This is a genomic window from Dactylosporangium sp. NPDC006015, from assembly GCF_040614215.1.
GTDB lineage: Bacteria > Actinomycetota > Actinomycetes > Mycobacteriales > Micromonosporaceae > Dactylosporangium > Dactylosporangium maewongense.
Genome location: NZ_JBEXUD010000013.1, coordinates 215,618 through 241,357, shown reverse-complemented (window position 1 = coordinate 241,357; position 25,740 = coordinate 215,618). Strand labels below are relative to the sequence as shown.

The following is a 25,740-nucleotide window of genomic DNA, read 5'->3' as shown; positions in this document are numbered from 1 at the left end:
CGGCTCAGCGGTCCTGCGGCACGGGTAGCTCCCGTCCGAGGCGTACGAGCGGGGACAGGACCATCACCAGGGGTGACACCATCATGCCGGCGCCCGCCACGAGGATGGCGGTGCGTAGCCCCAGCTCTCCCGCGAGGAGGCCGCCGAGCAGCGAGCCCAGCGGGGTCAGGCCCATGCCGGCGAACGTGATCGTCGCGGCGGCGCGGCCCTGCATCCCGTCCGGGGTCACGGCCTGCCGGATGGCCATGACGGTGACGTTGACCAGCTGTCCGAACGCCCCGACCACGAGGTTGATCGCGGCGAGCGCCGGCACCGTCACCGCGGGGGTGCCCTGCACCGCCGGCACGAGCAGCAGCGCGCCGTTGCCGATCGTCGCCGCGGCCACCAGCACCACGCCGTGGCCGAACCTGCCGGGCAGGCGGGCGGCGAGCAGCGCCCCGGCGAGCGCCCCGGGTCCGGTCGCCGCGAGCACCAGCCCGACCGCGCCGCCCGGCAGGCGCAGGTCTTCGGTGAGGTAGACCAGATACGCGGTCATCACGGCCGCGAACGAGAACTGGAACGCACCGGAGGCCAGGCACACGGCCCGCAGCGACGCCTCACCGGCGACGAAGCGGACGCCTTCCCTGACCTCCCGCCACACGTGCGGGGCACGGCCGGCGCGCTCCGGGGCCGGCTCGCGGTGCCGGATCCGCGAGACCGACCCGAACGACAGCGCGAACAACAACCCGTTGGCCACCACCGCGATCGACGCCGGCGGCAGCGACACCAACGCCCCGCCGAGCGCCGGACCACCGATCTGCGCCGCGGACCGGCTGCCCTCGAGCGCGCTGTTGCCGCGCAGCAACTGGTCGCGCCGCAGCATCCGTACGAGCAACGCCTGGTACGCCACGTCGAAGAACACCGACATCGTCCCCAGCGCGAACCCCGCGACCAGGAGGATCGGCAGGTCGAGGCCGCCGGCGAGGGCGGCCGCGGCGACCCCGGCCAGCACCAACGCCCGGCCGAGGTCCGCCAGCATCATGACGTTCCGGGCGCGCCACCGGTCCACCCAGGCGCCGATGAACAACGACAGCAGCAGCAACGGCGCCTGCCCGACGGCCCGGAGCGCACCGAGCCCGCCGACGTCGAGATGCAGCGTCAGCACGGCGATCAGCGGCAGGACCACCAGGCTCGCGTGCTCGCCGAGCTGCGAGGCGGTCTGCCCCATCCAGAGCCTGCGGAAGTCGGCGTCCCGCCGGAGAGCGGAATCGGGCACAGCGGAAGACGTGGACGGCACAGAAGACCCCTCGGGTTGCCGAGTACAAAGGCCCGCCGCCCGTTCCGCAGACGCATGAACGGGTTCAGGGCGGGGAGTGCTCGCTGTGCCGCGCTTCCGAAGGCAGCACGCGATGACCGGGGCCGCTCACGGCCCAGACGTCAACGCGTGCTCGAACGACCGGGCATCTCAACTCCTGGGGGCAGCCGGAAGACCGAACGGTAACCATCGACGGCCCGGCGCGCAACGCGATACGAACGGCGGCGCGGTGGGGCATGCTGCTTGGAGGTAGGCCTGAGCAACCGTGTGGAGGTGTGCGATGTCCCGTGTCCAGCTCGCGCTCCGGGTCCCGGACCTGGAAGCGTCAGTGGCGTTCTACTCGAAGTTGTTCGGCACCGAACCGGCCAAGCGCCGCCCCGGCTATGCGAACTTCGCGATCGCGGAACCCCCGCTGAAGCTCGTCCTGCTGGAAGGCGAACCCGGCCGGCCGACCGCACTGGATCACCTCGGCGTCGAGGTCGAGACCACCGAGGCCGTCGACGCCGCGACCGGCCGGCTGACCGGGGCGGGACTCATCACCCTGGCCGAGGGCGACACCGAGTGCTGCTACGCGTTGCAGGACAAGGTCTGGGTGCGGGGCCCGGGCGACGAGCCATGGGAGGTGTACGTGGTCAAGGGAGACTCCGACGTGGGGGACAAGCCCATCGTCGTGGAGACCTGCTGCACCGGCACCCAGCCGTCCGACAGCGCGCCCGCCGTCGTGCCGTCGCCTGTTGTGGCGCCTGCCGGACCGGCGTAGCAGGCGGCCCGGCGTGACAGGCGGTCCGGCCGGATACAGCGGTTATCCGGTCGGAGCGGCCCGCCGGACGTAGTGGTGGCCGAGAAGGAAGGTCACCAGGCCCGGGACGGCGGCCGCCGCAGCGCAGGCCAGCGTCTGGGTCAGGGTCAGCGGCGTCGTGCCGAGCAGGGACTGCAGCGGCGGGAGCCAGACGGCGGCGAGCTGCAGGACGAGGGACAGGCCGGCGGCGGCGTCCAGGCTCCAGTTGCGCTGCCCGCCGCCACGGGCCCGCAGGGCGAGGGCGACGCCGAGCTGGGCGAGGCCGAGCACCAGGAACAGCACGCTCTGCCACGGACCGCCGGCGTGCCGCGTCCACAGCGCCGCGGCCAGGACCGTGGCCGTGATCAGCGCGCTCGTGACGGCGATCGGCGCGGCCAGCCCACCGAGGATCGCCTGGTCCGGGCGGCGCGGCCGCCGCCGCATCAGGTCGGGTGCGGCAGGCTCGCCGCCCAGCGCGACACCCGGCAGCCCGTGCGTGATCATGTTGATCCACAGGATCTGCGCCGGCAGCAACGGCACGGGCATGCCCAGCCATGGCCCGGCGAGCATGACGAGCACCTCGGCGGCGCCGCCGGACAGCGCGTACACGAGGAAGCGGCGGATGTTGGCGTAGATACGCCGCCCCTCACGCACCGCCGTGGCGACGGTGGCGAGGTTGTCGTCAGCGAGGACGAGGTCCGCGGCCTGGCGCGCGGCCTCGGTGCCGCCACGGCCCATCGCGACCCCGATGTCGGCCCGGCGCAGAGCCGGTGCGTCGTTCACACCGTCGCCGGTCATGGCCACGACGGCACCACCGCGCTGGAGCCCTTCGATGATGGTCAGCTTCTGCTCGGGACTGGTCCGCGCATACACGACGGGCACCGCACCGCCCGCCCGGCTCTGCGTCGCGTCGACGCCCAGGCCATGGGGTGGCGTTGCGCCGTCCGGGCGGAGGGGCGGCGTGGTGCCGGTCAGGCTGTGGGGCGACGCGACGTTGGCCGGGTCGTGAGGTGGCGTGGCGGCGGTCGGGTCGTTGTCGGGGGCCGGGCTGCTCGGGCCGGTGCCGAGTGCCACCCTTGCGCCGGGGGTGGCGAGGCCGACCCGCTCGGCGATCGCCGCGGCCGTCGCCGGATGGTCCCCGGTGATGAGGATGACCTCGATACCCGCGTCCCGCAACGCGGCCACGGCCGCTGGCGCCGCCTTCCGCACCGGGTCGATGAGGGCGACCAGACCGAGCGGCCGCAGGTCCCGTTCGGCGTCCTCCGGCGTCGGTACGCAGTCCCGGTGCGCACCCGCCACGGCCAGCACCCGGTAGCCCTCGGCGGCAAGCGCCCGGTAGCGCTCGACGGCAAGCGCCTGGTGGCTGTCAGCGGCAAGCACCTGGTGGTCGTCGACGGCAGGCGCCTGGCGGCCGTCGGTAGCAGGCGCCCGGTGGTCCTCGGTGGCGAATGCCTGGTGGCCGTCGGTGGCGAGCGTCCGGTAGCGCTCGACGGCGAGCGCCTGGTGGCCGTCGGTGGCAGATGCCCGGTCGCCCTCGGCGGCGAGCGGCTGGTCGCCGGTGGTGCGTGCCGGCGACGCGGCGAGCAGCACGTCGGGCGCGCCCTTGGACACGACCAGGTATCCGCCGGCAGGGTCGGCGTGGACGGTGGTCATGCGGCGGCGCACGGCATCGAACGGGACCTCGGCCACGCGGGGGAACTCCTGCCGCACCGCCAGGTCGACGCCGCACCGTCCGGCGGCGGCGAGCAGGGCGGCCTCCATCGGGTCGCCGACCGGCGCCCACTCAGGTCGGGCGTGGTCGAGGTCCGCGTCGTTGCACAGCACGAGCGCCCGGGCGAGCTCGAGCCCGGCGGCGCCCGGCTCGGGCGTCGCGGTCCCGGAAGGGGCGTAGCCGGTGCCGGTCAGGGTGATCTCGCCGCCGTCGGGCAACAGGAGCCGCTCGACGCTCATCAGCCCTTCGGTGAGCGTGCCGGTCTTGTCGGTGGCGAGGACGGTGACGGAGCCGAGGGTCTCCACGGCGGGCAGCCGGCGCACGATCGCCGACCGCCGTGCCATCCGGTGCGCGCCGAGGGCCAGGGCCAGGGTCACGACCGCCGGCAGCGACTCGGGCACTGCGGCGACGGTGAGGCTCACCGCGGCCAGCAGCATCTCGGCGACCGGCTGGCCGCGCAGCACGCCGACCAGGAACACCACCCCGGACAGCGCGACCGCGGTCAGGGCGAGGACCTTGCCGAGCCCGACGAGCCGGCGCTGCAGCGGCGTCTGCCGCCGTGGCTGCCCGGCGACCAGGGCGGCGATGCGGCCCAGCGCGCTGTGCTCGCCGGTGCGCACGACGACACCGGTGGCGCGGCCGGTGGCGGTGACGGTGCCCGCGGACAGCTCGTCGCCGGCGGACCGGGCCACCGTCATCGACTCGCCGGTGAGCGCCGACTCGTCCAGGGCCAGCCGGACCGCCTCGACGACCCGCAGGTCGGCGGGGACGATGTCGCCGGCCTCGACCCGCACGACGTCGCCGGGCACCAGCTCGGCGGCGGGGACGGAGACGTCGGCGCCGTCGCGGCGGACCCTTGCGTGCGGGGCGGCCATGCGGCGCAGCGCCGCCACCGCCCGGTCGGCGCGCAGCTCCTGCACGACGCCGACGGTGGTGTTGAGGACGATCACCAGCGCGATGACGACCAGGTCGCTGACGTCCCGCAGGGCCGCGGTCACGACCATGGCGACCAGCAGCACGACGATCAGCGGGTCCCGCAGCTGCACGCCGATCCGCGCGACGATGGACGGTGGCGGCGCGGCCGGAAGCTCATTGCGCCCGTGCCGCTCCCGCAGCGCGGTGACCTCCCTGGCGCTGAGCCCGGCCGGGTCCGTCAACGTCGTGGTCATGCCTCGACCCTCCCACCGTCCACCCCCACCGCCCAGCGGCGAAGGTCCCGCGCAGGGCGGGACCTTCGCCGTAGGACCAGCGGCTCAGGTGGCCGACGGCGCGTGCGCGATCAGCACCGGGCACTCGGCGTGCTGCATCAGCTGCTGCCCGACCGACCCCAGCAGCAGCCCGGCGAACCCGCCGTGCCCGCGGCTGCCGACCACCACCAGCTGTGCCGTGTGCGACACGCCGATGAGCACCTTGGCGGCCCGTCCGGCGGCCAGCAGCGCCTCGACCTTCACGCCGGGGTACCGCTCGCGCCACCCGGCCAGCGACGACTCCAGCGCCGCCCGCTCCGCCGCCTCGGCCGCCTCGCGCGGGACCAGCACCGGTGACGGCGGCACGAAGGCGCGGACCGCCACGAGCTCGGTGCCTCGCGCGGCGGCCGCCTCGAACGCCAGCCGCAGCGCCGTCTCCGCCGACGGCGAGCCGTCGACCCCGACCACGACCGGGCCGGTGACCGTGTCGGAGTGCCCGCGCACGACCGCGACGGGCGTGCGGGCGTGCGTGGCGACCTGCTGGCTCACCGAGCCCAGCAGCAGGTTGCTGACCCCTCCGGCGCCGCGGCTGCCGACGACCAGCAGGCCGGCGGCCTCGCCCAGGTCGAGCAGCGTCGCCGCGCCGGGCGCGTGGACGGCGACGCCGACGACGTCGAGCCCGTCGTGGCGGTCGCGGACACGGGCGACGGCCTCGGCGACGAGCTGCTCGCCGGCCCGCTCCGCCGCCTCGATCAGCTCGGCCGTGACGTCGTAGTACACGCCGGGCCACACGACCTGGTAGCCGTGCACGATCCGCAGCTGGGCCCGCGCCCGCGCGGCCTCGGCGGCGGCCCAGTCGACCGCCTTGCGTGCCTCGTCGGATCCGTCGTACCCGACGACGACTCGTTGGATGTTCATCTCAGCTCCCTTACCGTGAGTCGGAACCGGTCGCGACGACCGCGCAGCGGCCCGCCTCGAGCCGGGCGACCGGCACCCGGAAGGGCGAGCAGGAGACGTAGTCGAGCCCGGCGTCGTGGAAGAAGTGGATGGAGGCGGGGTCGCCGCCGTGCTCGCCGCAGACCCCGATGTGCAGGTCCGGCCGGGTCCGGCGGCCCTCGTCGACGGCGATGCGGACCAGCCTGCCGACCCCGTCGCGGTCGATCGACTCGAACGGCGAGACGCCGAAGATGCCCAGCTCCAGGTAGCGGGTGAAGAACGCGCCCTCGACGTCGTCGCGGGAGAAGCCCCACCCCATCTGGGTGAGGTCGTTGGTACCGAAGGAGAAGAAGTCGGCCGCGCGGGCGATCTCGCCGGCGGTAAGTGCGGCGCGCGGCACCTCGATCATCGTGCCGACCCGGGCCTGCACGCCGAGCGCCCCCAGCAGCTGTTGCGCCTCCTCGCGGACGGCCTCCAGCTCCTGCACGGCGCCCACGAGCGGCACCATGATCTCCGGCCGGACCGTGACCCCGCGTTCGCGGCAGGCGAGCGTCGCCTCGGCCACGGCGCGGATCTGCATCGCGAACAGTCCGGGCACGACCAGGCCGAGCCGGACCCCGCGCAGGCCGAGCATCGGGTTCTCCTCGTGCATCCGGTGGACCGCGTCGAGCAGCGCCTGGTCGTGCCCGTCCGGCTCGCCGCGCGACTCCTCGAGCGCGACCCGCACGGCCAGCTCGTCCAGCGGCGGCAGGAACTCGTGCAGCGGCGGGTCGATGAGCCGGATCGTCACCGGCAGCCCGTTCATCGCCTCGAACAGCCGCTCGAAGTCGGCGCGCTGCAAGGGCAGCAGATCGGCGAGGGCCTTGTCGCGTTCGTCGTCGGTGCCGGCGAGGATGAGCCGCTCGACCAGCGGCCGCCGCTCGCCGAGGAACATGTGCTCGGTGCGGCACAGCCCGATGCCCTGGGCGCCGAACCGGCGGGCGCGGGCGGCGTCGTCGGCGGTGTCGGCGTTGGCCCGCACGCCGAGGCGCCGGACCTTGTCGGCGTGGGTGAGGATCCGGTCGACGGCCGCGACCAGCGGGTCGGCGCCGGGGGAGAGGGTGCCTTCGAAGTACCGGACGACCGGCGACTCCTGCACCGGCACGGCGCCGAGGTACACGGTGCCGGCGCTGCCGTCGATCGACACGATGTCGCCCTCGGCCACCGTCCGGCCGTCCGCTGTGAAGTGTCCATCGTGGACATCGATGCGGTCGGCGCCGCACACGCACGTCTTGCCCATGCCGCGGGCGACCACCGCCGCGTGCGAGGTCTTGCCGCCGCGGCTGGTCAGGATCCCCTGCGCGGCGATCATGCCGGGCAGGTCGTCGGGGTTGGTCTCCCGGCGCACCAGGATGACCCGCTCGCCCCGCGCGGCCAGCGCCGCCGCCCGCTTCGCGTCGAAGACCACCGCGCCGACCGCGGCGCCCGGGGACGCCGCGACCCCCCGGGCCAGCCGCTCGGGCGCCCGGGAGAGGTCGAACGCCGGGAACATCAGCTGCGCCAGCTGGGCGCCGGTCACCCGGTGCAGCGCCTCGTCGAGGTCGATGACGCCCTCGTCGACGAGCTGCGTGGCGATGACGAACGCGGCCGCCGCGGTCCGCTTGCCGACGCGCGTCTGCAGCATCCACAGCTTGCCGCGCTCGATGGTGAACTCGATGTCGCACAGGTCGCGGTAGTGCGTCTCCAGCTTCGCCATGATGACCATCAGCTCGTCGTAGGCGTGCTTGTCGACGGCGGCGAGCTGCTGCAGCGGCACGGTGTTGCGGATGCCGGCGACGACGTCCTCGCCCTGGGCGTTGGCGAGGTAGTCGCCGTAGACGCCGGTCGCGCCGGTGGCCGGGTCGCGGGTGAACGCCACGCCGGTCCCGGAGTCCGGGCCGAGGTTGCCGAAGACCATGGCGACGATGTTGACGGCGGTGCCGAGGTCCGCCGGGATGTGCTCCTGCCGGCGGTACAGCACGGCCCGCTCGCCGTTCCACGAGTCGAAGACCGCGCGGATCGACCGGTCGAGCTGCTCCCGCGCGTCCTGCGGGAAGTCGTGGCCGGTGTGCTCGCGGAAGATCTCGCGGTACCGCGTGACGAGCCCCCGCAGCGCGGCCGCGTCAAGGCCCAGGTCGTCGGTGGTGCCCGCGGCGCGTTTGGCGTCGTCGAGGGCGCGCTCGAACGCCTCGCCGGGCACCCCGCACACGGTCCTGCCGAACATCTGGACCAGCCGCCGGTAGGAGTCCCAAGCGAACCGCTCGTCGCCGCCGGTCTGCGCGGCGAGGCCGGCGACGGTCGCGTCGCTCAGCCCGACGTTCAGGATGGTCTCCATCATGCCCGGCATCGAGAACTTCGCGCCGGAGCGCACCGACACCAGCAGCGGATCGTCCGGGTCGCCGAGCCGCCGGCCGGCCTGCCGTTCGAGCCGCTCCAGGTGCAGGCCGATCTCGTCGGCCAGGCCGAACGGCTCGTCGCCGCCGCGCAGGTACGCCCGGCAGGCGTCGGTCGTGACGGTGAAGCCGGGCGGCACGGGCAGCCCGAGGTTCGCCATCTCGGCGAGGTTGCCGCCCTTGCCGCCGAGCAGGTCCTTGAGCTCCTTGCTGCCCTCCGCGAAGTCATACACGTACTTGGTCACGGCCGGCCTCCTTCGGCACGGTGTGCGCCGCCGGCGCCGGTCGGCACTGGCGGATGGTGACGGTGCCCCGGACGCAGCCGAGGTCGTCGACGACGTACGCGACGTCCGCTCCGGCGGTGGTGAGCGTGTGCGCGGCCCGCGCCGGCGACCAGGCCTCGCCGACCACGACGGCGTCGGCCATGAGGTCGCCGGCCGCCGCGTGGCGCCTGGCGTCCCGGCGGCGCCGGTGCCGGGGTGTGCCCGCGACGCGGGGACCGTCTTCGCCGCCGAACAGGCCGCCGAACAGGTCGGGGTGGTCGGCGGTGTCGATGGCGCCGAGCAGCCGGCCGAACTCGTCGACGACCGCGATGTGCGACGCGCGGGACGCCTCGACGACGTCCACGAGGTGCTGCAGGCTGGCGCGCTCGCATATGGTCGGCACGGTCACGGTGCACCTCCACGATATTCCGACTCGACGCTAGGCACGGTTTCCGGCCGCGGACAGGGCCGTTGGACCCGGTGGCACGGGCCGGTCGAACGGCACCCGTGGAGGTGCCGTTGTGCCCTGCCGCGGGGTGCCGGCGGGCCATACGTTCGGCTCAGCAGACAGCGACGGATTGAGCAGGAGGCAGGCCATGGGACGCTGGAACGTCGCCGACGTGATGACGATCGGCGCGATTTCCGTGCAGGAGGACACGCCGTTCAAGGAGATCGTCGACCTCCTGGAGGCGCACGAGATCAACGCGGTGCCGGTGGTCGACGCGCACGACCGGGTCGTCGGCGTCGTGTCGTCGGCCGACCTGGTGCCGAAGATCGAGTTCGCCGGCGACGACGACCACCCGCGGCTGTTCGAGGGCCGGCACACCCGCCAGGCGCGCGGCAAGGCCCACGCGACCGCCGCGGGCGAGCTGATGAACGCCCCGGCCGTCACCGTGCTCAGCACCACGTCCGTGGTCGCCGCCGCCCGCATCATGGAGACCGACGAGCTGAAGCGCCTGCCGGTCGTCGACGACCTGGGCCGCCTCATCGGCATGGTCACCCGCCGCGACCTGCTGAAGGTGTTCTTGCGCACCGACGAGGACATCCGCCGCGAGATCCTCACCGAGGCCGTCGACGACCTCGTCGGCATCGACCGGTCGCAGCTGCGGGTCGAGGTCGACGACGGCGTCGTCACCCTGCTCGGCGAGGTGGACCGCGGCTCGCTCGTCGCGCCGCTCGTCCGCCAGATCGAGCGCGTCGACGGCGTCGTCGACGTGGTCAGCCACCTGTCGTTCGACCGGGACGACACCGCCGACCAGCCGAAGCCCTACCGCGCCCCGGTCATGTTCTGACGAATGCGCGAGGACGCCCAGGCATGCAGCGCCTGGGCGTCCTCGTTGCCGGGGTTCAGTCCCAGCTGGCGGTGGACCAGTCCTCGCTGGACCAGTAGTGGCCGCTCCACGTGCCGCTGGACCAGTAGTGCCCGGACCAGTAGTGGCCCGACCAGCCCGGGTCGGACCAGGTGGTGGCGGCGCCCCACGGGGTGCCGGACCAGGCGGAGACGGCCCACGTCTTCGACGCCCAGGACGTCCCGGTCCAGCCGCTGCCGGTCACCTGGTGGCCCATCCACTGCCCGCCCGACCACGAGCTCTGCGACGCGCTGCGCGACGCCCAGGCGCCGGTGCTGAGGGTGCCCCAGATGGTGGCCTCACCGGTGAGGGCGACGTTGTCGCGGACGACGTGGCTGCCGCCGCGGGCGTCCTCGATCGGGCCGGACCCGTTGGACCAGGTGAAGTTCTGCTTCACGTTCGGCGTCGGCGCGGCCAGGGCCTTGCCGAGGTTGAGCTCGCGGTATCCGAGACCGGCCGCGTTGCCGCTGGTCAGGACGTCGCCGTTGGTCATCAGCAGGTACTTGACCTGGTCCGGCGTGAGCGACGGGCGGGCCTGCAGCAGCAGCGCGACGGCGGAGCTGGTGACCGCGGTCGCCTGGGAGGTGCCGCTGCCGCGGAACAGGGTCGTCCCGACCCGGGCGGAGGTGTAGGACACGTCGATGTTGGAGCCGGGGTCGGCGAGCGACAGGATCGACTGGCCGGGTGCCAGCAGGTCGGTGCGGCGGTTGGACGGGCCGTTGTACGTCAGGCTGGTGAACGTCGAGATGGTGTCGTCCGATGTGGACAGTGTGCCGCGGGTGTCGGCCGAGCCGACGTTGAGGATGAACTGGTCGGTGGCCGGGTCGGTCATCTGCTTGCCGTCGTTGCCGACGGCGGCGACGACGACGATGCCGGCCTTCCAGGCCTGCTCCGCGGCGAAGGCCACCGGGTCGGTCCAGTAGTTCGGCGTGCCGCCGGTGCCGTAGGACAGGTTGATGACCCGGATCGGGTTGGCGGGGTCGTCGTTGCGGTGCGCCACCATCCAGTCGATCGCGGCGATCATCTGCGACGCGTCCACGGCGCCGTTGGACGTGCCGACCTTGACGGAGGTGAGCTTCACCTTGGGGGCCAGGCCGACGGTGCCGGTCGTGCTGTCGTTGGCGACGATGATGCCGGCCATGTGCGTGCCGTGCCCGTACGTGTCGAGGTAGCGCAGGTTCGACGACTGCGACTCGAACGACAGGTCCGGCCCGTTGATGATCTGCGCGGCGGGCATCCCGGGCACCGGCGCGATGCCGGTGTCGATCAGCGCGACACCGACCCCGGCGCCGGTGAGGCCGGCGGCCGTGCCGGTGGCCGCGCCGATGGTCTTGCGCACGTCGGCCAGCGAGAGGCCCGCGCCCGAGGCGGCCGTGCCCATCCAGATGTTCGACGCCCAGGCGTCCGATGCCCGGTGCGCCGCCGACGCGATCGACTGGGTGCCGCCGGCCGTGCCGCCGATGACCACCGGCAGCAGCGCCGCCGCCGCGGCCGCCGCCCGCAGCAGCTCCTGCCTGCCCCGCCTGCGTGTGTTGCGCACCTTGCACTCCTTCCGGCTGCCCGTGATCGACGGGCCCGCCCCATCATTCGGGCCGGAGCCGCCGGACGGCAGGGCCCGGACCGGGAGCGCCACCGAACCGCACCCGGCGCCTGTCAGCCGCCCGCCGGACGTATCGGCCGGTCGGCCGCGGCGGCGACCGATGACCCGACAGGCGCCGGGCGGGGTTCAGCAGCGGGTGATCGTCGAGTTGTTCAGCGTCACGTTGGAGATCGTGAGCCGGTCCGTGCACGGGTTCTCGACGATCCGGTTGTTCGTCAGCGTGAAGTTGCGCAGCGTGATGTCGGTGTTGCCGGGGAACTCGGTCCGCTCGGCCAGCCGGACCTCGCCGCCGCCGCTGATCGTGCCGCCGTTCGTGGCGACGGTGACGTTGTAGCAGTTCTCGATCAGGACGGCGTTGTTGCCGGTGTCGGCGATGTCGACCCGGTCGACGACGGCGCCGCCGCTCTCCGAGACGCAGAAGATGCCCCGGCCGCCGCCGCGCGCACGGACCGTCCCGACGCGGATGTTCGTGGTGTACGAACTGCCGATGCGCCCGTTGCGGTTGGCCATCCGGAACGCCGCGTACCCGGTGCCCGTCCCGGCGTTCTCCGCGTCGACGGTGCCGACCGTCGCGTTGACGGTCTGGTTGAGCAGCAGGCCCGACTCGCCGACGTTGCGCGCGGTCACCGTGCCGATGGTGATGCCGTCGACGCCGTACGTCTCGACCGCGTGCGAGCTCGCGCCCGACACGTACACCGTGCCGATCCGGACGTTGCGGGTCCACTGGCTGGTGTCGCCGCGGTTGTCGATGCGCACGCCGAGGCCGCCGGACAGCCGCATGTCGATCTGCCCGAGCACGACGTTCGTGACGTTGCGCATGAAGATGCCGTACAGCGGGGCGCCGGTCAGCGTGAGGTGCTGCACCTCGACGTCGGTGGCGCCGCGCGAGTAGATCGGCGCCTGGTCGCCCGAGCCCGTGCCGGTGACGTTGATCGTGCCGCAGACGTCGATCGTGGTGTAGCTGGGCAGCGAGATGCGGGCGCCGGCGCTGATCGTGCCGGAGCCGCGCACGACGACGCGCTGCTTCGAGGTCCGCCCGGCCGTCAGGCTGTTGACGGCGGCCTGCACGGCCGCGCGCATGTCGGTGCCCGTGTATGCGGTGGTGCCGCCGTTGCGCGCCGTCCACGTGCCGCCGTTGAGCACCGCCTCGGCGTTGAAGGAGCCGGTGCCGCACCCGCCGGACGGCGGCGACGTCGTCGGCGTGCCACTGCCGACGCGGGCGAGGGTCCACTGCTGGTTGACCGGGGCGCCGTCGGCGGTGGACCACTCCCACAGGTCCATCGCCTTGCCGCTGTTGCGGTTGACGATCACGTACCAGGCGGACGTGTCGACCGTGGCCGCCGACGCGGACGGCAGGGCGACGACGACGCCCACGCCCAGCAGCGTGGTCACCGCCGTCCCGATGAGCACACTGATGCGCCAGCGACGCTTCATGACGCGACTCCTCACGGGGAAAGGGCTTTCCCAAGGGTGTCGGCGAAGCTATCGGAGTGCATCGATGAAGTCAAACGCCGCTGTAACTTTCAGCGACCGCGATCGTCCGGACCCGGACGACCTTGCCGTCCGGCAGGCAGTCCGCCGTCCGGTCGGCGGTCATCCACGGGGCTGCGGGGCGGCCGGCACGCTGATGTGGTCGACCACGGAGACCACGCCGTCGAGCCCGCCGGCGATCCTGGCCGCGACCATGGCGTCCCGCCGCCGCGCGGCGGCGCCGCACAAGGTCACCGTGCCGTCGTGGACGTCGGCGGTGACGCCGTCGTCCCCGAGGCACAGCCCGTGGATGAGCAGCTCGTCCATGAGCTCCCGTTCGATCGCCTCGTCGGAGCGCAGCGCACCGCGCAGCAGGTCCCGGCGGGTCACGATCCCGACGAGGGTGCCGGTGTCGTCGTCGAGCACCGGCAGCCGCTTCACCCGGTGCCGCTCCATCAGCCCGGCGGCGGCGCTCACCCGCGACCCGGCGGTCACCGTGACCGGCGGCGTGGACATCATCGTGCCGGCGGTGCCCGCCGGCGCGTCGCCGGCGCCCGGGCGCAGCAGGGGCAGCAGATCCGCCTCGGAGATCACCCCGATCACCCGGTCGTCGTCACGGACGACCGGCACGCCGCTCACCCCGAACTCGGTGATGACGTCGGCGACGTGCCGATCGGTGCAGTCGGCCGTCACGACCACCACCGACGGGTTCATCACGTCACGGACACATAGGTCTTTCATGGCCCTACCCCCTTCACGGTCCACGCTGCTCCGTGGCCGTTGCGGCCGCACGGGCCGAAGGTCACCTGGTCGCCGGGCCGTCGTCCTGACGGGGCGGTCCGGGGACGGTGAGTGGATGGGCGACGTCGTCCAGCGCGGCGAGGACGGCCATGGTCCGCCGGTATCCGACCTGGTCGAGGCTACCCGCGACGAGGCGCCGGGCGGCGTCGGACTCCATGCGGGCCAGGCGCGGGGCCTTCACGTCGGCCGCGCGGTAGATCGTCAGCACGGTGGCGGCGGCGGCGCCGTACGCCATCAGGACGACGGCGGTGACGATCAGCGTGTGTGCCATGGGTCGGCTCCGTCCTCGGCGGGTGCTCGGTCAGGCGACCAGTGCGCTGCCGTACTTCACGACGACCAGCAGCGCGAGGACGAGCAGCCAGATCGTGACGGCGACGGCGTCGAGGTCGGCGTCGATCGCGGCGCGCAGGGCCGGTCCGGCGCGGCGGGGGAGCGGCAGGTGGCCGTCGCGGAGGTTCACGTGCGTCAGGGTGGCGAAGACCAGCGTCGTGGACACCGTGACCAGCAGGCACCACGGGCACAGCGCGCCGATGACGTACGACGACTGGTAGAACAGCCAGTAGGCGAACCCGACGCCGAGGGTGTAGACGACCTGCGCCGCCAGCATGAACCAGCGCGGGAAGCGCACGCCGCCGAGGCTCGCGACCGCGACGGTGATGACGACGGGCTCGGCGACCAGGCCGAAGAACGCGTTCGGGAAGCCGAACAGCTGCGCCTGCCAGGACCGCCCGACGGTGCCGCAGGACAGCACGGCGTTGATGTCGCAGGTCAGGTCGGCGGCGGGGTCGGCGGCGAGGCGGACCGCGTCGACCGACAGCACGAACGACGCGACCAGGCTCAGCACGGCCGACACGAGCATCGTGCCGTAGATCCAGCCGTTGCTGTGCCGCAGCCGCCGGACCCGTTCCAGGGCGGTCATGCCGCGGCCGCGACGGCCGCGGCCAGCGGACCGGCCGTGTACAGGTCGCCCTCGAACACCTTGCCGTTGACCAGGACCGTCGGCGTGCCGGTGACGCCGCCGTGCTGGAACGCCCAGTCGGTGGACGTCGCGACCCAGCGCTCGAAGCGGCGTTCGGTGAACGACGCCGCGACGTCGGCGGGGACGCCCGCGCCGGTGGCGATCGCCGCGATCCGCTGGTCGGTCAGGCCGGGGCCGCCCTCCGCGGGCTGCTGCTCGAACAGCGCGGCGCTGAACGCGAGCACCTTCGCCGGGCTCCGGTCGGCGACGGTGGCGACGGCGTTGGCGGTGCGGGTGGAGTACCGGGTGCCCTGCGACGCCCGGTCGAGGAACGCGAGCGGGTGCAGCTCCAGGCGGATCGTGCCGGCGGCGACGAGACGCTCCAGGTCGCCGCTGTTCGCCCGCTCGAACCGCCCGCAGTACGGGCAGAGGTAGTCCAGGTAGATCGTCACCGTGACCGGACCCGTCCCGGTCACGATCGCGCCGGTGGCGGTCGCGCCGGCCGGGGCCGCCGTCGACTGCGCGGCGGGCGGTGCGGGCGCGTCGTCGTCGCCGGCCGCGTCGACGAGGACGAACGCGATCGCGGCCAGCAGCGCGACGATGACGACCCCGCCGGCGACACCCAGGTTGCGGTGCCGCCGCCGGGTGCGCCGCAGCGCCTCCGCCCGCGCCTGCCGTGCCTCCCGTGCCTGCCGGGCCTGCCGTGCCGGCGTGCGTGCCTGTGTCCCCATGTCGGCGGTCCCCCTGTCGGATGCGTGTACGCGCTGTCAGCCTCCGCCCGTACCGCGAGGCGGCGGATGAGGCGGAAGACCCGTACTGACCGGGACCGACGGCCCGGGACCGGCGGCCCTCGTCCAGGGAGCACGGCGGCCGCGGTGACGGGCGTCCCGGAGGCGGCGGGACCAACGGCCCTGCCGTCTCCGTCCGCCGCGGACAAGGCTGGAACCGAGCCGAGGAGGAACCGATGACCACCATCAGCGCCCCCGCCGAAACCACCGCCGGGCTCGCCGCCTGGCGCGGCTTCCGTGGCGGATCGTGGCGGGACCAGGTCGACGTGGCAGGGTTCGTGCGGGCCAACGTCCGCCCGTACGAGGGCGACGAGACGTTCCTCGCCGGCCCGACGCGGCGGACCACGCACGTGTGGGGCCTGCTGACCGCGATGTTCCCGCAGGAGCGCGAGCGCGGCATCCACGACGTCGACCCGCGCACGCCCGCGTCGATCACCGCCTTCGCGCCCGGCTACATCGACCGCGAGCACGAGCTGATCGTGGGCCTGCAGACCGACGCGCCGCTGCGCAGGGCGATCATGCCCTTCGGCGGGTTGCGGATGGTGGAGAACGGGCTCAAGGCCTACGGGTACGAGCTCGACCCCCTCGTGAAGGAGATCTTCACCCGGTTCCGCAAGACGCACAACGCCGCCGTGTTCGACGCGTACACGCCGCAGATCCTCGCCGCGCGCAAGGCCGGCGTCATCACCGGCCTGCCCGACGCGTACGGGCGCGGCCGCATCATCGGCGACTACCGCCGGGTCCCGCTGTACGGCGTCGACTTCCTCATCGCCGAGAAGCGCCGCGACAAGGCGTCCCTGGACGACCGGCCGTCGACCGCCGAGGTCATCCGCGACCGCGAGGAGCTGGCCGAGCAGCTGCGCGCCCTCGACGAGCTCAAGACGATGGCCGCGAGCTACGGGTATGACATCGCCGGTCCCGCCCGCACCGGTCGGGAGGCCGTGCAGTGGCTGTACTTCGCCTACCTCGCCGCCGCGAAGGAGCAGAACGGCGCCGCGATGTCGCTCGGGCGCACCTCGACGTTCCTGGACATCTACCTCGAACGCGACCTCGACGAGGGCGTCCTCACCGAGAGCGGCGCGCAGGAGCTCGTCGACGACTTCGTCATGAAGCTGCGCATCATCCGCTTCCTGCGCACCCCCGAGTACGACCAGCTGTTCTCGGGCGACCCGACCTGGGTCACCGAGTCGATCGGCGGGATGGGCGCCGGCGGCCGGACCCTCGTCACCCGCACGTCGCTGCGGTACCTGCAGACGCTGTACAACCTGGGACCGGCGCCCGAGCCGAACCTGACCGTCCTGTGGTCGCCGGCGCTGCCCGAGCCGTTCAAACGCTTCTGCGCGAAGGTGTCGATGGACACCAGCGCCGTCCAGTACGAGAACGACGACCTGCTGCGGCGGCACAGCGACGACGACACCGCGATCGCGTGCTGCGTGTCGGCGATGCGGGTCGGCAAGGACATGCAGTTCTTCGGCGCGCGCGTCAACGTCGCCAAGGCCCTGCTGTACGCGATCAACGGCGGCCGCGACGAGATGAGCGGCGTCCAGGTCGCGCCCGCGACCGCACCGCTCACCGGCGAGGTCCTGGACTACGGCGAGGTGCTCGCGGCGTTCGACCGCACCCTCGACTGGCTCGCCCGCACGTACGTCGACGCGCTCAACATCATCCACTGCATGCACGACAAGTACGCCTACGAGCGCATCGAGATGGCGCTGCACGACTACCCGGTGCGCCGGTTCCTCGCCTGCGGCATCGCCGGGCTCTCCGTCGCCGCCGACAGCCTCGCCGCGATCCGCTACGCCCGCGTCACGCCGGTCCGCGACGCCACCGGCCTCGCCGTCGAGTACACGGTGGACGGCGACTACCCGGCCTACGGCAACGGCGACGACCGCGCCGACAGCATCGCCGTGTGGCTGGTCGAGACGTTCATGGACAAGGTCCGCGCCAACCCCAGCTACCGCGACGCGATCCACACCCAGTCGGTGCTCACCATCACCTCCAACGTCGTGTACGGCAAGCACACCGGCAACACGCCGGACGGCCGCCGCGCCGGTGAGCCGTTCGCGCCCGGCGCCAACCCGATGAACGGCCGCGACACCCACGGCATGGTCGCCTCGGCCCTGTCGGTGGCGAAGCTGCCCTACGCGGCGGCCCGCGACGGCATCTCCCTCACCAGCACCGTCACCCCCGACGGCCTCGGCCGCGCCGACGCCGAACGGGTCACGAACCTGGCCCGCATCCTCGACGCCTACATGGGCGCCGGCGGGTTCCACCTCAACGTCAACGTGCTCGACCGCGCCACGCTGCTGGACGCGATGGAGCACCCAGAGCGGTACCCGCAGCTGACCGTGCGCGTGTCCGGCTACGCCGTCAACTTCGTGCGGCTCACCCCGGAGCAGCAGCGCGACGTCGTCAACCGGACCTTCCACGGATCGGCATGACCCCGATGCGTTCCTCCCAGACCCGGCCGGACGCCACCGTCCTTCCCCCCGAACGGTGGCGTCCGGTCCCGGGCCGGCTGCACTCGTGGGACGTCTCCACCGGCGTCGACGGGCCCGGCACCCGCTTCGTGGCGTTCCTCGCCGGGTGCCCGCTGCGCTGCCTGTACTGCCAGAACCCCGACACCTGGCGGATGCGCGACGGCACCGCGACCACCGCCGGCGGCGTCGTCGACCAGGTCCGCACGTTCACCGACTTCGTCCGGACCACCGGCGGCGGCATGACCGTCAGCGGCGGCGAACCGTTGCTGCAGCCCGCGTTCACCCACGCGCTCTTCACCGGCGCCCGGCAGCTCGGCCTGCACACCGCCCTCGACACGTCCGGCGCGCTCGGCGCCCGCGCCGGCGACGACCTCCTCGACGTCACCGACCTCGTCCTGCTCGACATCAAGGCGTGGGACCCGGCCCGCTACCACCGGCTCACCGGCGGGTCCATCGCCCCGACCCTGGACTTCGCGCGCCGCCTCGCCGGCCGCGGCACGCCGGTCTGGGTGCGGTACGTCCTCGTCCCCGGCCTCACCGACGACCCCGCGGACGTCGAGGGCGTCGCCGGGTTCGCCGCCGGCCTCGGCAACGTGGAACGCGTCGACGTCCTGCCGTTCCACCGCCTCGGCGCCGCCAAGTACGACCGGCTCGGCATCCCGTTCACCCTGCGGGACACCCCGCCTCCCGGCGAGGCGCTCCTGACCCGGGTCCGCGACACCTTCGCCGCCGCCGGCCTCACCGTGTACTGACGCCGCCGGCCGCGCGAGTCGCCGCGTGCGTGGTCAGGTGGCGGCGAGGGCGGCGAGCTGCGGGGCGAGCCACGGGGCGACGACGCTGCGGACACCCTCGGGGGTGAGGTGGAGGCCGTCGCTGCGGACGCGGACGTTCCCCACCTGCCAGGTGAACTTCCCGTCGGGGCAGACGACGCGGTTGAGGTCGAGCACGACCGGGTGGCCCGGGTGGCCGGCGGCGGTGGCGCGCAGCAGGCGGTTCCACGCGTCGACGCGCTCAGGGGTGTCCTCGGGCCACAGACCGCCGTCCGGTCGTTCCTGGCGTCGCGTGTACGGCGCGGTCAGCAGCGCGACCCGGGCGCCGCGCCCGGCGGCGAGGTCGATCGCGGTCCGGAGCTGGCCGGCGAGGTACGCGTCGTAGTCCGGCTCGCCGACGTGGGTCCACCGGCCGTCGAGCCGGCGGTCCATCAGCTCCCACCGGTCCAGCAGCACGACCACCACGTCGGGTTCGGCCTTCGCCACGGAGCTGCCCCACCGGTACTGCCACGTCGCGCAGTACGGGAGGTTGGTGTGCGGGTCGCCGCCGTAGCGCAACTCCGGCAGGATCGCGATCCCGCAGCCCTGGACGCCCTGGTTGTCGAGCTCGAAGCGGGGGTCGCCGGGCCAGTACGCGCCAAGGGTCCACGACACGGAGTCGCCGATGACCATCACCCGCGGGGGACCGGCGCGCCGCCCGGGGCGGGCCGTCACCGGGCCGCCGGCGGGCGCGGAGCCCGTGCCCTGCGGGGCGGCGACCGTGGCCAGTGGGGGCGCGGCGACCGCGTTCGAGGGCGGCGGAACGGCGGGCGGCCCCGCCAGCAGGGCGAGGACCGTTGCCGCGGACGCCGTCGCCGTGGCGCCCAGCGGCAGCAGCCACCGCCGGCCGGCGGCGACCGCGCCCGGACGGCGGATCGGCTGCTCCACCAGGACGAAGCTGACCGCGGCCACGAGCAGGGTCGTGGTCACCCTGGCCGCGAAGAGCCGGACGCCGGTGAGCCCGGTGCGGTCGGCGTCGAGGACCGCGAACAGCGGCCAGTGCCACAGGTACGCGCCGTACGAGACCCGCCCGAGCAGGACCATGGCACGGCCGCTCAGCAGGCGGGCGGCCGGGGAGGACGGCGCGGCGGCGAGCTCGCCGACGACCGCGGCGGCCGCGACCGCGAACAGGGCCAGCCCGCCGTGGAACAGCCACGGGGAGTCGCCGTGCGCGGCAGCCAGGCCGGCGCAGATCACCGGTACACCGGCGGCCGCGGCGCAACGGCGGAGGGTGGTGTGCCGGGTCAGCACCGGCAGGGCCGCCGCGAGCGCACAGCCGATGAGCGGCGCGCAGGCACGGGTGTCGGTGCCGAAGTAGAGCCGGTCCGTGCCGTCGGTGCCGTCTGTGGCCGGCAGCGACGCGGCGGCGACCGCCGAGGCGGCCGCGCCGAGCAGCGCGCCGATCCCGATGACGAGCCGCCGCCGCGGCAGGCGCAGCGCCAGGATCAGCAGCAGCGGCCACAGCAGGTAGAACTGCTCCTCGATGGCGAGGGACCAGGTGTGCTGCAACGGCGACGCGGCGGCGGTCTCGGTGAAGTAGTCGCCGCCCCGGTCCGCCATCCGCCAGTTCGCCCAGTAGGTGAGCGCCGCGACGGCGTCGGTCCGCAGCGGCGCCGGGTCCTGCGCGGGCAACAGCCACCGGGCGGTGAGCAGCACGAACGCGACCATGAGCAGCAGCGCGGGCAGCAGCCGCCGGGCCCGGCGCAGCCAGAAGCCGCCCAGCGAGATCCGGCCCGTCTCCTCGGCCTCGCGGAGCAGCAGCGAGGTGATGAGAAAGCCGGACAGGACGAAGAACAGGTCCACGCCGAGGAACCCGCCCGGCAGCAGGCCGGGCATGCCGTGCACGAGGAGGACCGCGCACAGCGCGACGGCCCGGACGCCGTCGAGTGCCGGCAGGCGGGGCGACCGCGCCGGAGCCGCCGTCGGCGCAGTCGTGGGCACGGCGGGCCCGCTGCCCGCGCCGCGGCGCTCCAAACGCCTGCGTCAGCCGGTGCGGCGAACCACCCGCACCGTCAACCGATCGGGCTTGGACGGCCGCCGGACGGCCGCCGGCCGGCCGCCGGGCTCGCCGAGACACATGGGCATGACCCGCGCGACCGTCCTCAGCGGTGCGGGGCCGGGCGCGGGCCGCCCGCCAGCAGGTCGGCGACCGCGCCCCGCAGCTCGGGGTGGGCGAACCGGAAGCCCGCCGCCTCCAGCCGCGCCGGGACGCACCGACGGCCGGTCAGCGCGAGTGCCGGGTCGGTCCGCAGCACCCGCGCCCCGAGCCGGACCAGCGTGGCCGGGGTGGGCGGTGCCGGCGGGCGGTGCAGCGCCCGCCGGAGGGTGGCCATGAGCTCCGCGTTGCGCACCGGCCGCGGTGACGTCGCGTGGACGACCCCGCTCAGCGCCGGGTCGTCGTCCAGGCACCGGCGCATGACGGCGAGCAGGTCGGCGACGTGCAGCCAGCTGATCCATTGCCGCCCGTCGCCGACCCGGCCGCCGAGCCCCCACCGCACGAGCCCCGTCAGGCGCCGCATCGCCGGCGTGCCGGGCTCCAGGACGATGCCGGTGCGCAGCACGATCCTGCGCCGCGCCGGCACGTCCGCCGCCGCCTCCTCCCAGGCCCGGGCGACGCCGGCCATCTGCGCCGGGCCGTCGGCGGCGGGCGCGGTCTCGTCGAGCACGGCCTCGCCGGCGTCGCCGTAGATGGCAAGGGTGCTCATCTGCACCCACACCGGCACCCGGGCGTCGACCTCGGCGGCGGCGCGGGCGAGCGCCCGGGTCGGCTCGACGCGGGAACGGGTCAGCAGCGCGACGTTCGCCGCGGTCGGCGGCCGGTCCACCAGCGCGCCGCACAGGTTGACGACGGCGGCGCCGCGCAGCTCACCGGCCCACGCGCCCACGGTCGCGCCGTCCCAGCGCACCCACCGCCCCGACCCCGGCGCGGCCGGCGAGCGGCTCAGCACGACGACCTCGTGCCCGCGCGCGGTCAGGTCCCGCGACACCGCCCGCCCGAGCCCGCCGGACCCGCCCGCGACGACGACCTTCATGACTGCTCCTCCCCATTGAGCGAACGCTCAAACGGGAGTCTGACACGGTTTGAGCGATCGCTCAAGGGCGGGGTTGCTGACTTCGACCGCCTTCAGTACGGTGCACGCATTCGGTTCGGCAGCCACGGGGGCTCACGTTGAACAGACGGTTCCGCATGCTCGCGCTCGTCACCTGCGCGCTGATGCTGCTCCAGATCCTGCGACCACTTCCGGCCGCCGCGGCCGTCGAGGCGTTACCCGACGACTACCAGTACGCGATCGGCTTCGCCGAGGCGAAGAACACCAACGAATGGTCCTATCTGCAATGGGACGGCACCGCCTACAGCGAGATGGACTGGAAGCCGCTCGAGCACCGCTGGCGCGGCAACTGCGAGTTCTGCATCATCGCCCGCAGCGGGATGCACCCCGACGTCAACGACGCGGTGATCGGCTGGACGGCGCCGCGGGCCGGCACGGTCACGGTGCGCGGCACCATCGACAGCCGTGACTACGGCGACCCGGCCAACCACGACATCGACGGCGTCCGGGCGTTCGTGCGCCAGCGCAGCGGCAGCACGCTCACCAAGGTCTGGCCGTCCGACGCGGCTCCGCGAGCTCACCGATCCGGACCACCCCCGGGTCCGGCGCGCGCTGCACCACCGCGACGAGGTGCGGGTGTGGTCCGCCGACGGCGGGATCGTCGTCCTCGGCCGGGGAGTGGCGGGCCGCTGGGAGACGGCGATCGAGGTCGACGAGGACGCCCAGGACCGGGGGCTGGGCCGCGCGCTGGCCACCGCGGCCCGGCACCTCGTCCCGGCGGGGGAGTCCGTCTGGTCACAGCAGGCGGCAGGCAACGCCCGCAGCGTCCGCGCCTTCCAGGCCGCCGGCTTCCGCCCCGTCGCCGCCGAGGCCCTCATGTACCTCGGTTCCTAGCATCCTAGGAAAGCCTACGCGACGTGCCCGCCGTCACGCGCTCCCGTTGCATGCAACGATGCATGCAACGGGGTAGCCTGGCCGCTGTGACGATCGAGACGACCGGATCGGCGGCGGAGCGCGCGTACGCGTACACCAAGGGCCGCATCATCCGCGGCGAGCTGGCGGGCGGTGACCGGCTCAGCGAGGGGCAGATCTGCGCCGATCTGCGGTTGAGCCGGACCCCGGTGCACGAGGCGTTCCTGCGGCTGGAGGCCGAGCGGCTGATCCGGCTCTCGTCGCGGCAGGGCGCGACGGTGTCGCCGATCCCCATGAGCGAGGCCGCCGACGTGCTGGAGATGCGCGGCGCCCTGGAGCGGACAGCGGCCGCCCGGATCGCCGCCCGCCGCCGTGACCCGGACGAGGTGTCGCGCGCGTTGGAGGGCCCGCTCGCCCGGCAGGAGGCGGCCATGGCGGCCGGGGACGTCGGCGCGTTCGTCGTGGCCGACATCGACTTCCACACCGCGGTCGTCGCCCTGTCCGGCAACCCCATCGCCGAGCACTTCTACGACCTGCTGCGCGACCGGCAGCTGCGGCTCGCGTACGTGGTGCTCACCAGCACCGACGTCGCGCCGGCCGCGTCGTTCGCCGACCACCGGGAGCTGGCGCGGTGCCTGTGCGAGCACGACGCCGCCGGGTATGACGCGGTGCTGGCGCGGCACCTCGCCCGCCATCAGGGACTGCTGTGACCGCGGTCGCCGCCCGGCCGACGGCCGCGCCGGCCCGGACCCGGGCCTGGGTGCCGGTGTTCGCGGTCATGTTCCTGTGCACCTGGTCGGGCAACCAGTTCAGCCCGTTGCTGCTGCTCTACCAGCAGCGGCAGCACTACTCCACGGCCGCGGTCAACGGCTTCCTCGGCGTGTACGTGCTCGGGCTGGTCCCGGCGTTCCTGCTCAGCGGCGCGCTCAGCGACCGCTACGGCCGCCGGCCGGTGATGGCGGCCGGCGCCGCCGCCGCGCTGGCGACCAGCGCCGCCCTCACCTTCGGCGAGTCCGGGCCGTGGATGATCTGCCTGGGCCGGTTCCTGGCCGGCGTGGCGGTGGGCACGGCCACGTGCGTCGGCACCAGCTGGCTGAAGGAGCTTTCCCAGCCTCCGTTCGATCTCGGCGCCGACGCCGGCACGGGAGCGCGTCGCGCCGCCCTGGCGTTCTCCCTGGGCTCGGCCGCTGGGGCTGTCGCCGCCGGCCTGATCGCCCAGTGGGGTCCGTGGCCGGAGCGGCTGCCGTTCCTGATCCACGTGGTGCTGGCGGCGCCGCTGCTGTGGCTGGTGCCGCGCGCGCCGGAGACCGTCACGACCGGGGGAGTGCCCGGTCCGCTGCGCAGCCGGTTGCGCGTGCCCGCGGCGGGACATCGCCGGTTCACCCGCGTCGTGGTGGTCGCCGCGCCGTGGACGTTCGCGGCCGCGGGCCTGGGGTACGGCTACCTGCCGGTCCTGCTCGCCGGCGTGACCGGCGGGCTCGGTATCGCGTACGCGACCCTGCTCACGGCGGTGGCCCTCGCCGCGTCGGCGCTGGTGCAGCCGTGGGCCAAGCGCCTCGACGCGCTGGACAGCGCGCGCGGCCTGCTCACCGGCGTGGCGGTCATCGTCGCCGCCACGGTGCTGGTCGCGGTCGCCGTGCACTGGCACTCCTGGCCGCTGGGCATCGTGGCGGCGACGGTGTCGGGTGCCGGTATGGGGGTCGCGATGGTCTCCGGCGTCCTGGAGGTGCAGCGCATCGCCGGCCACGCCGGCCTGGCCGGGCTCACCGGCGTCTTCTACGCGGTCGCCTACGGTGGCTTCCTCGCCCCCACCGTCCTGTCGTTCGTCGCGGGGCGGACGGGCGTCGCCGTTCCCGCCCTGCTGCTCGGCCTCGCGGGCGTGGGTGTGGTGTGCGGGCTGCTGCTCGTGCGCTCCTACCGTCGGCACCTGCCCTCCCGCTGAGGGCCGGGGCCGGTGTGGTCAGGCGGGGGCGGCGCCGAGCGCGGCGGCCGTGGCCTCGCGGAGGGTGGTGGGCGGGCGGCCCAGGAGGTGTTCGAGGTCGGGGGTTTGGCGTTCGAGCATGCCGGCCTTGGCGAGGCGCATGAGGAAGCCGAGCGGGCCGGGCACGTCGTCGGTGGCGACGGCGTCGACGTGGCGGCCGGTCAGGTCGGTGACGGCCGCCGCCAGGTCCGCGTATGTCCACAGTGGACCGGTGAGGTCGTAGGACCTGCCGAGGTGCGCGTCGTCCACCAGTACCGACGCCGCCGCGGCTGCGAGATCGGACCGCGGTGCGGTGTTGAGGGCGCGGCCGCCGGTGCCGTCGGGCAGGGTGGTGGCGTCGCGGAGGGTCGGGTTGACGAACGCCTCGGAGTAGAAGGGGTTGCGCAGGATCGTGGCGGGGAGACCGCTGTCGGCGATCGCGCGTTCGGTGGCGTGGTGGGCGGCGTTGAGGCCGTCGCCGGACCGGTCGGCGCCGAGGAAGCTGGTGTAGGCGACGGTCCGTACGCCTGCGGCGACGGCCGCGTCGAGGGCGTTGCGGTGCTGGCGGGTCCGGCGGTCGGGGTCGAGCTCGGGGGAGGAGATGAGCAGCAGCCGGTCCGCGCCCTGGAAGGCGGTGCGCAGTGTGCCGGGGTCGTCGTAGTCGCCGTGGCGGACGTCGACGCCGCGGGTGGTGAGGTCGGTGCAGCGGGTGGGGTCGCGGACCGCGGCGGTGAGGGGCAGGTGCGGGTGGTGGGTGCGTAGGTGGTCGATGACGAGCCGGCCGAACGCGCCGTTCGCGGCGCCGATGATGATCACGCGCGCCAGGCAACACCGGTGGCCCGTCCGGCGCCAGCGAATTTCCGAAAGTGGAAAGTTTCACGGCCACGGATGTTGGCGCTCACCAATCCTTCGTGAGCAGCTCAAGGTGCGAAGATCGATGTACTTGACATCATGGATGTGAGCGATAACATCGCTTCCGCCAA

General features: G+C 74.0%; 21 protein-coding genes and 1 pseudogene. 7 read left to right on the top strand and 15 right to left on the bottom strand.

Annotated features, from left to right (window positions below):
* Positions 1-4 precede the first annotated feature (4 nt).
* Positions 5-1,255 (bottom strand): MFS transporter, encoded by a 1,251-nt coding sequence (locus tag ABZ321_RS24895; RefSeq protein ID WP_354895109.1) that lies wholly within the window; start codon positions 1,253-1,255, stop codon positions 5-7.
* A gap of 319 nt (positions 1,256-1,574) precedes the next feature.
* Between ABZ321_RS24895 and ABZ321_RS24890 the strand changes: the two genes are divergently transcribed.
* Positions 1,575-2,054 carry an ArsI/CadI family heavy metal resistance metalloenzyme gene (locus ABZ321_RS24890; protein ID WP_344505784.1) on the top strand — a complete coding sequence of 160 codons (480 nt, stop codon included), beginning with the start codon at positions 1,575-1,577 and terminating at the stop codon, positions 2,052-2,054.
* Between the two features lie 42 nt (positions 2,055-2,096).
* On the opposite strand, the gene ABZ321_RS24885 is transcribed toward ABZ321_RS24890, so the two are convergent.
* The 4 genes from ABZ321_RS24885 to ABZ321_RS24870 form a co-directional block, all read right to left on the bottom strand.
* Positions 2,097-4,952, bottom strand: a complete 2,856-nt coding sequence (locus tag ABZ321_RS24885) for a cation-transporting P-type ATPase (RefSeq protein ID WP_354895106.1) — start codon at positions 4,950-4,952, stop codon at positions 2,097-2,099.
* 84 nt (positions 4,953-5,036) lie between these two features.
* A complete protein-coding gene (locus ABZ321_RS24880; RefSeq protein WP_344505782.1) occupies positions 5,037-5,888 on the bottom strand; it encodes a universal stress protein in 852 nt (283 codons plus the stop codon).
* 10 nt (positions 5,889-5,898) lie between these two features.
* Positions 5,899-8,562: a pyruvate, phosphate dikinase gene (gene ppdK / locus ABZ321_RS24875; protein ID WP_354895103.1), complete on the bottom strand. Its 2,664-nt coding sequence runs from the start codon at positions 8,560-8,562 to the stop codon at positions 5,899-5,901.
* Positions 8,543-8,989: a CBS domain-containing protein gene (locus tag ABZ321_RS24870; RefSeq protein WP_354895100.1), complete on the bottom strand. Its 447-nt coding sequence runs from the start codon at positions 8,987-8,989 to the stop codon at positions 8,543-8,545. Before ABZ321_RS24870 ends, ppdK begins: the two co-directional genes overlap by 20 nt.
* Before the next feature lie 187 nt (positions 8,990-9,176).
* Between ABZ321_RS24870 and ABZ321_RS24865 the strand changes: the two genes are divergently transcribed.
* Positions 9,177-9,872, top strand: coding sequence for a CBS domain-containing protein (locus tag ABZ321_RS24865; protein ID WP_344505779.1), 696 nt, complete (start codon positions 9,177-9,179; stop codon positions 9,870-9,872).
* Positions 9,873-9,927: 55 nt separating this feature from the next.
* Here ABZ321_RS24865 and ABZ321_RS24860 read toward each other — a convergent pair whose 3' ends face one another.
* From ABZ321_RS24860 to ABZ321_RS24835, 6 genes are all read right to left on the bottom strand, one after another.
* Positions 9,928-11,469: a S8 family serine peptidase gene (locus tag ABZ321_RS24860; protein WP_354895097.1), complete on the bottom strand. Its 1,542-nt coding sequence runs from the start codon at positions 11,467-11,469 to the stop codon at positions 9,928-9,930.
* A gap of 186 nt (positions 11,470-11,655) precedes the next feature.
* Positions 11,656-12,963, bottom strand: coding sequence for an RICIN domain-containing protein (locus tag ABZ321_RS24855; protein WP_354895094.1), 1,308 nt, complete (start codon positions 12,961-12,963; stop codon positions 11,656-11,658).
* A gap of 159 nt (positions 12,964-13,122) precedes the next feature.
* On the bottom strand, positions 13,123-13,740 hold the full coding sequence (locus ABZ321_RS24850; RefSeq protein ID WP_344505776.1) for a CBS domain-containing protein: 618 nt from the start codon (positions 13,738-13,740) through the stop codon (positions 13,123-13,125).
* Between the two features lie 61 nt (positions 13,741-13,801).
* Positions 13,802-14,071 carry a hypothetical protein gene (locus tag ABZ321_RS24845; RefSeq protein WP_354895090.1) on the bottom strand — a complete coding sequence of 90 codons (270 nt, stop codon included), beginning with the start codon at positions 14,069-14,071 and terminating at the stop codon, positions 13,802-13,804.
* A 30-nt stretch (positions 14,072-14,101) separates the two neighbouring features.
* Entirely contained in the window at positions 14,102-14,719 is a 618-nt protein-coding gene (locus ABZ321_RS24840) for a vitamin K epoxide reductase family protein (protein ID WP_344505774.1), read from the bottom strand.
* On the bottom strand, positions 14,716-15,489 hold the full coding sequence (locus tag ABZ321_RS24835; RefSeq protein ID WP_354895087.1) for a thioredoxin domain-containing protein: 774 nt from the start codon (positions 15,487-15,489) through the stop codon (positions 14,716-14,718). Before ABZ321_RS24835 ends, ABZ321_RS24840 begins: the two co-directional genes overlap by 4 nt.
* 233 nt (positions 15,490-15,722) lie before the next feature.
* On the opposite strand from ABZ321_RS24835, the gene pflB reads away from it, so the two are divergent.
* Together pflB and pflA are read left to right on the top strand one after the other, a co-directional pair.
* Positions 15,723-17,987, top strand: a complete 2,265-nt coding sequence (gene pflB, locus ABZ321_RS24830) for a formate C-acetyltransferase (RefSeq protein WP_354895084.1) — start codon at positions 15,723-15,725, stop codon at positions 17,985-17,987.
* Complete coding sequence (gene pflA / locus ABZ321_RS24825; RefSeq protein WP_344505771.1) at positions 17,984-18,778, top strand: pyruvate formate-lyase-activating protein; 795 nt, start codon at positions 17,984-17,986, stop codon at positions 18,776-18,778. Before pflB ends, pflA begins: the two co-directional genes overlap by 4 nt.
* A 33-nt stretch (positions 18,779-18,811) precedes the next feature.
* Here pflA and ABZ321_RS24820 read toward each other — a convergent pair whose 3' ends face one another.
* The 3 genes from ABZ321_RS24820 to ABZ321_RS24810 form a co-directional block, all read right to left on the bottom strand.
* On the bottom strand, positions 18,812-20,776 hold the full coding sequence (locus ABZ321_RS24820; RefSeq protein ID WP_354895080.1) for an acyltransferase family protein: 1,965 nt from the start codon (positions 20,774-20,776) through the stop codon (positions 18,812-18,814).
* 161 nt (positions 20,777-20,937) lie between these two features.
* A complete protein-coding gene (locus ABZ321_RS24815; protein ID WP_344505769.1) occupies positions 20,938-21,867 on the bottom strand; it encodes a TIGR01777 family oxidoreductase in 930 nt (309 codons plus the stop codon).
* Positions 21,868-22,186: 319 nt separating this feature from the next.
* Positions 22,187-22,327 (bottom strand): hypothetical protein, encoded by a 141-nt coding sequence (locus ABZ321_RS24810; RefSeq protein WP_354895077.1) that lies wholly within the window; start codon positions 22,325-22,327, stop codon positions 22,187-22,189.
* Between the two features lie 98 nt (positions 22,328-22,425).
* Here ABZ321_RS24810 and ABZ321_RS24805 point away from each other — a divergent pair.
* The 3 genes and pseudogenes from ABZ321_RS24805 to ABZ321_RS24795 form a co-directional block, all read left to right on the top strand.
* Positions 22,426-22,779: pseudogene (locus ABZ321_RS24805) on the top strand (GNAT family N-acetyltransferase); the annotation flags it as partial.
* Positions 22,780-22,865: 86 nt separating this feature from the next.
* Complete coding sequence (locus tag ABZ321_RS24800; RefSeq protein WP_354895074.1) at positions 22,866-23,507, top strand: GntR family transcriptional regulator; 642 nt, start codon at positions 22,866-22,868, stop codon at positions 23,505-23,507.
* Positions 23,504-24,739, top strand: coding sequence for an MFS transporter (locus ABZ321_RS24795; protein WP_354895072.1), 1,236 nt, complete (start codon positions 23,504-23,506; stop codon positions 24,737-24,739). Before ABZ321_RS24800 ends, ABZ321_RS24795 begins: the two co-directional genes overlap by 4 nt.
* Before the next feature lie 18 nt (positions 24,740-24,757).
* Here ABZ321_RS24795 and ABZ321_RS24790 read toward each other — a convergent pair whose 3' ends face one another.
* Complete coding sequence (locus tag ABZ321_RS24790) at positions 24,758-25,573, bottom strand: NAD(P)H-binding protein (protein ID WP_354895069.1); 816 nt, start codon at positions 25,571-25,573, stop codon at positions 24,758-24,760.
* Positions 25,574-25,740: the final 167 nt, after the last annotated feature.

Bases quoted from the DNA above. Each gene is read 5' to 3' on its own strand.
- ABZ321_RS24890 (WP_344505784.1), top strand. From the start codon at position 1,575: ATGTCCCGTGTCCAGCTCGCGCTCCGGGTCCCGGACCTGGAAGCGTCA.
- ABZ321_RS24885 (WP_354895106.1), bottom strand. From the start codon at position 4,952: ATGACCACGACGTTGACGGACCCGGCCGGGCTCAGCGCCAGGGAGGTC.
- ABZ321_RS24880 (WP_344505782.1), bottom strand. From the start codon at position 5,888: ATGAACATCCAACGAGTCGTCGTCGGGTACGACGGATCCGACGAGGCA.
- ABZ321_RS24865 (WP_344505779.1), top strand. From the start codon at position 9,177: ATGGGACGCTGGAACGTCGCCGACGTGATGACGATCGGCGCGATTTCC.
- ABZ321_RS24855 (WP_354895094.1), bottom strand. From the start codon at position 12,963: ATGAAGCGTCGCTGGCGCATCAGTGTGCTCATCGGGACGGCGGTGACC.
- ABZ321_RS24850 (WP_344505776.1), bottom strand. From the start codon at position 13,740: ATGAAAGACCTATGTGTCCGTGACGTGATGAACCCGTCGGTGGTGGTC.
- ABZ321_RS24845 (WP_354895090.1), bottom strand. From the start codon at position 14,071: ATGGCACACACGCTGATCGTCACCGCCGTCGTCCTGATGGCGTACGGC.
- ABZ321_RS24840 (WP_344505774.1), bottom strand. From the start codon at position 14,719: ATGACCGCCCTGGAACGGGTCCGGCGGCTGCGGCACAGCAACGGCTGG.
- ABZ321_RS24835 (WP_354895087.1), bottom strand. From the start codon at position 15,489: ATGGGGACACAGGCACGCACGCCGGCACGGCAGGCCCGGCAGGCACGG.
- pflB (WP_354895084.1), top strand. From the start codon at position 15,723: ATGACCACCATCAGCGCCCCCGCCGAAACCACCGCCGGGCTCGCCGCC.
- pflA (WP_344505771.1), top strand. From the start codon at position 17,984: ATGACCCCGATGCGTTCCTCCCAGACCCGGCCGGACGCCACCGTCCTT.
- ABZ321_RS24815 (WP_344505769.1), bottom strand. From the start codon at position 21,867: ATGAAGGTCGTCGTCGCGGGCGGGTCCGGCGGGCTCGGGCGGGCGGTG.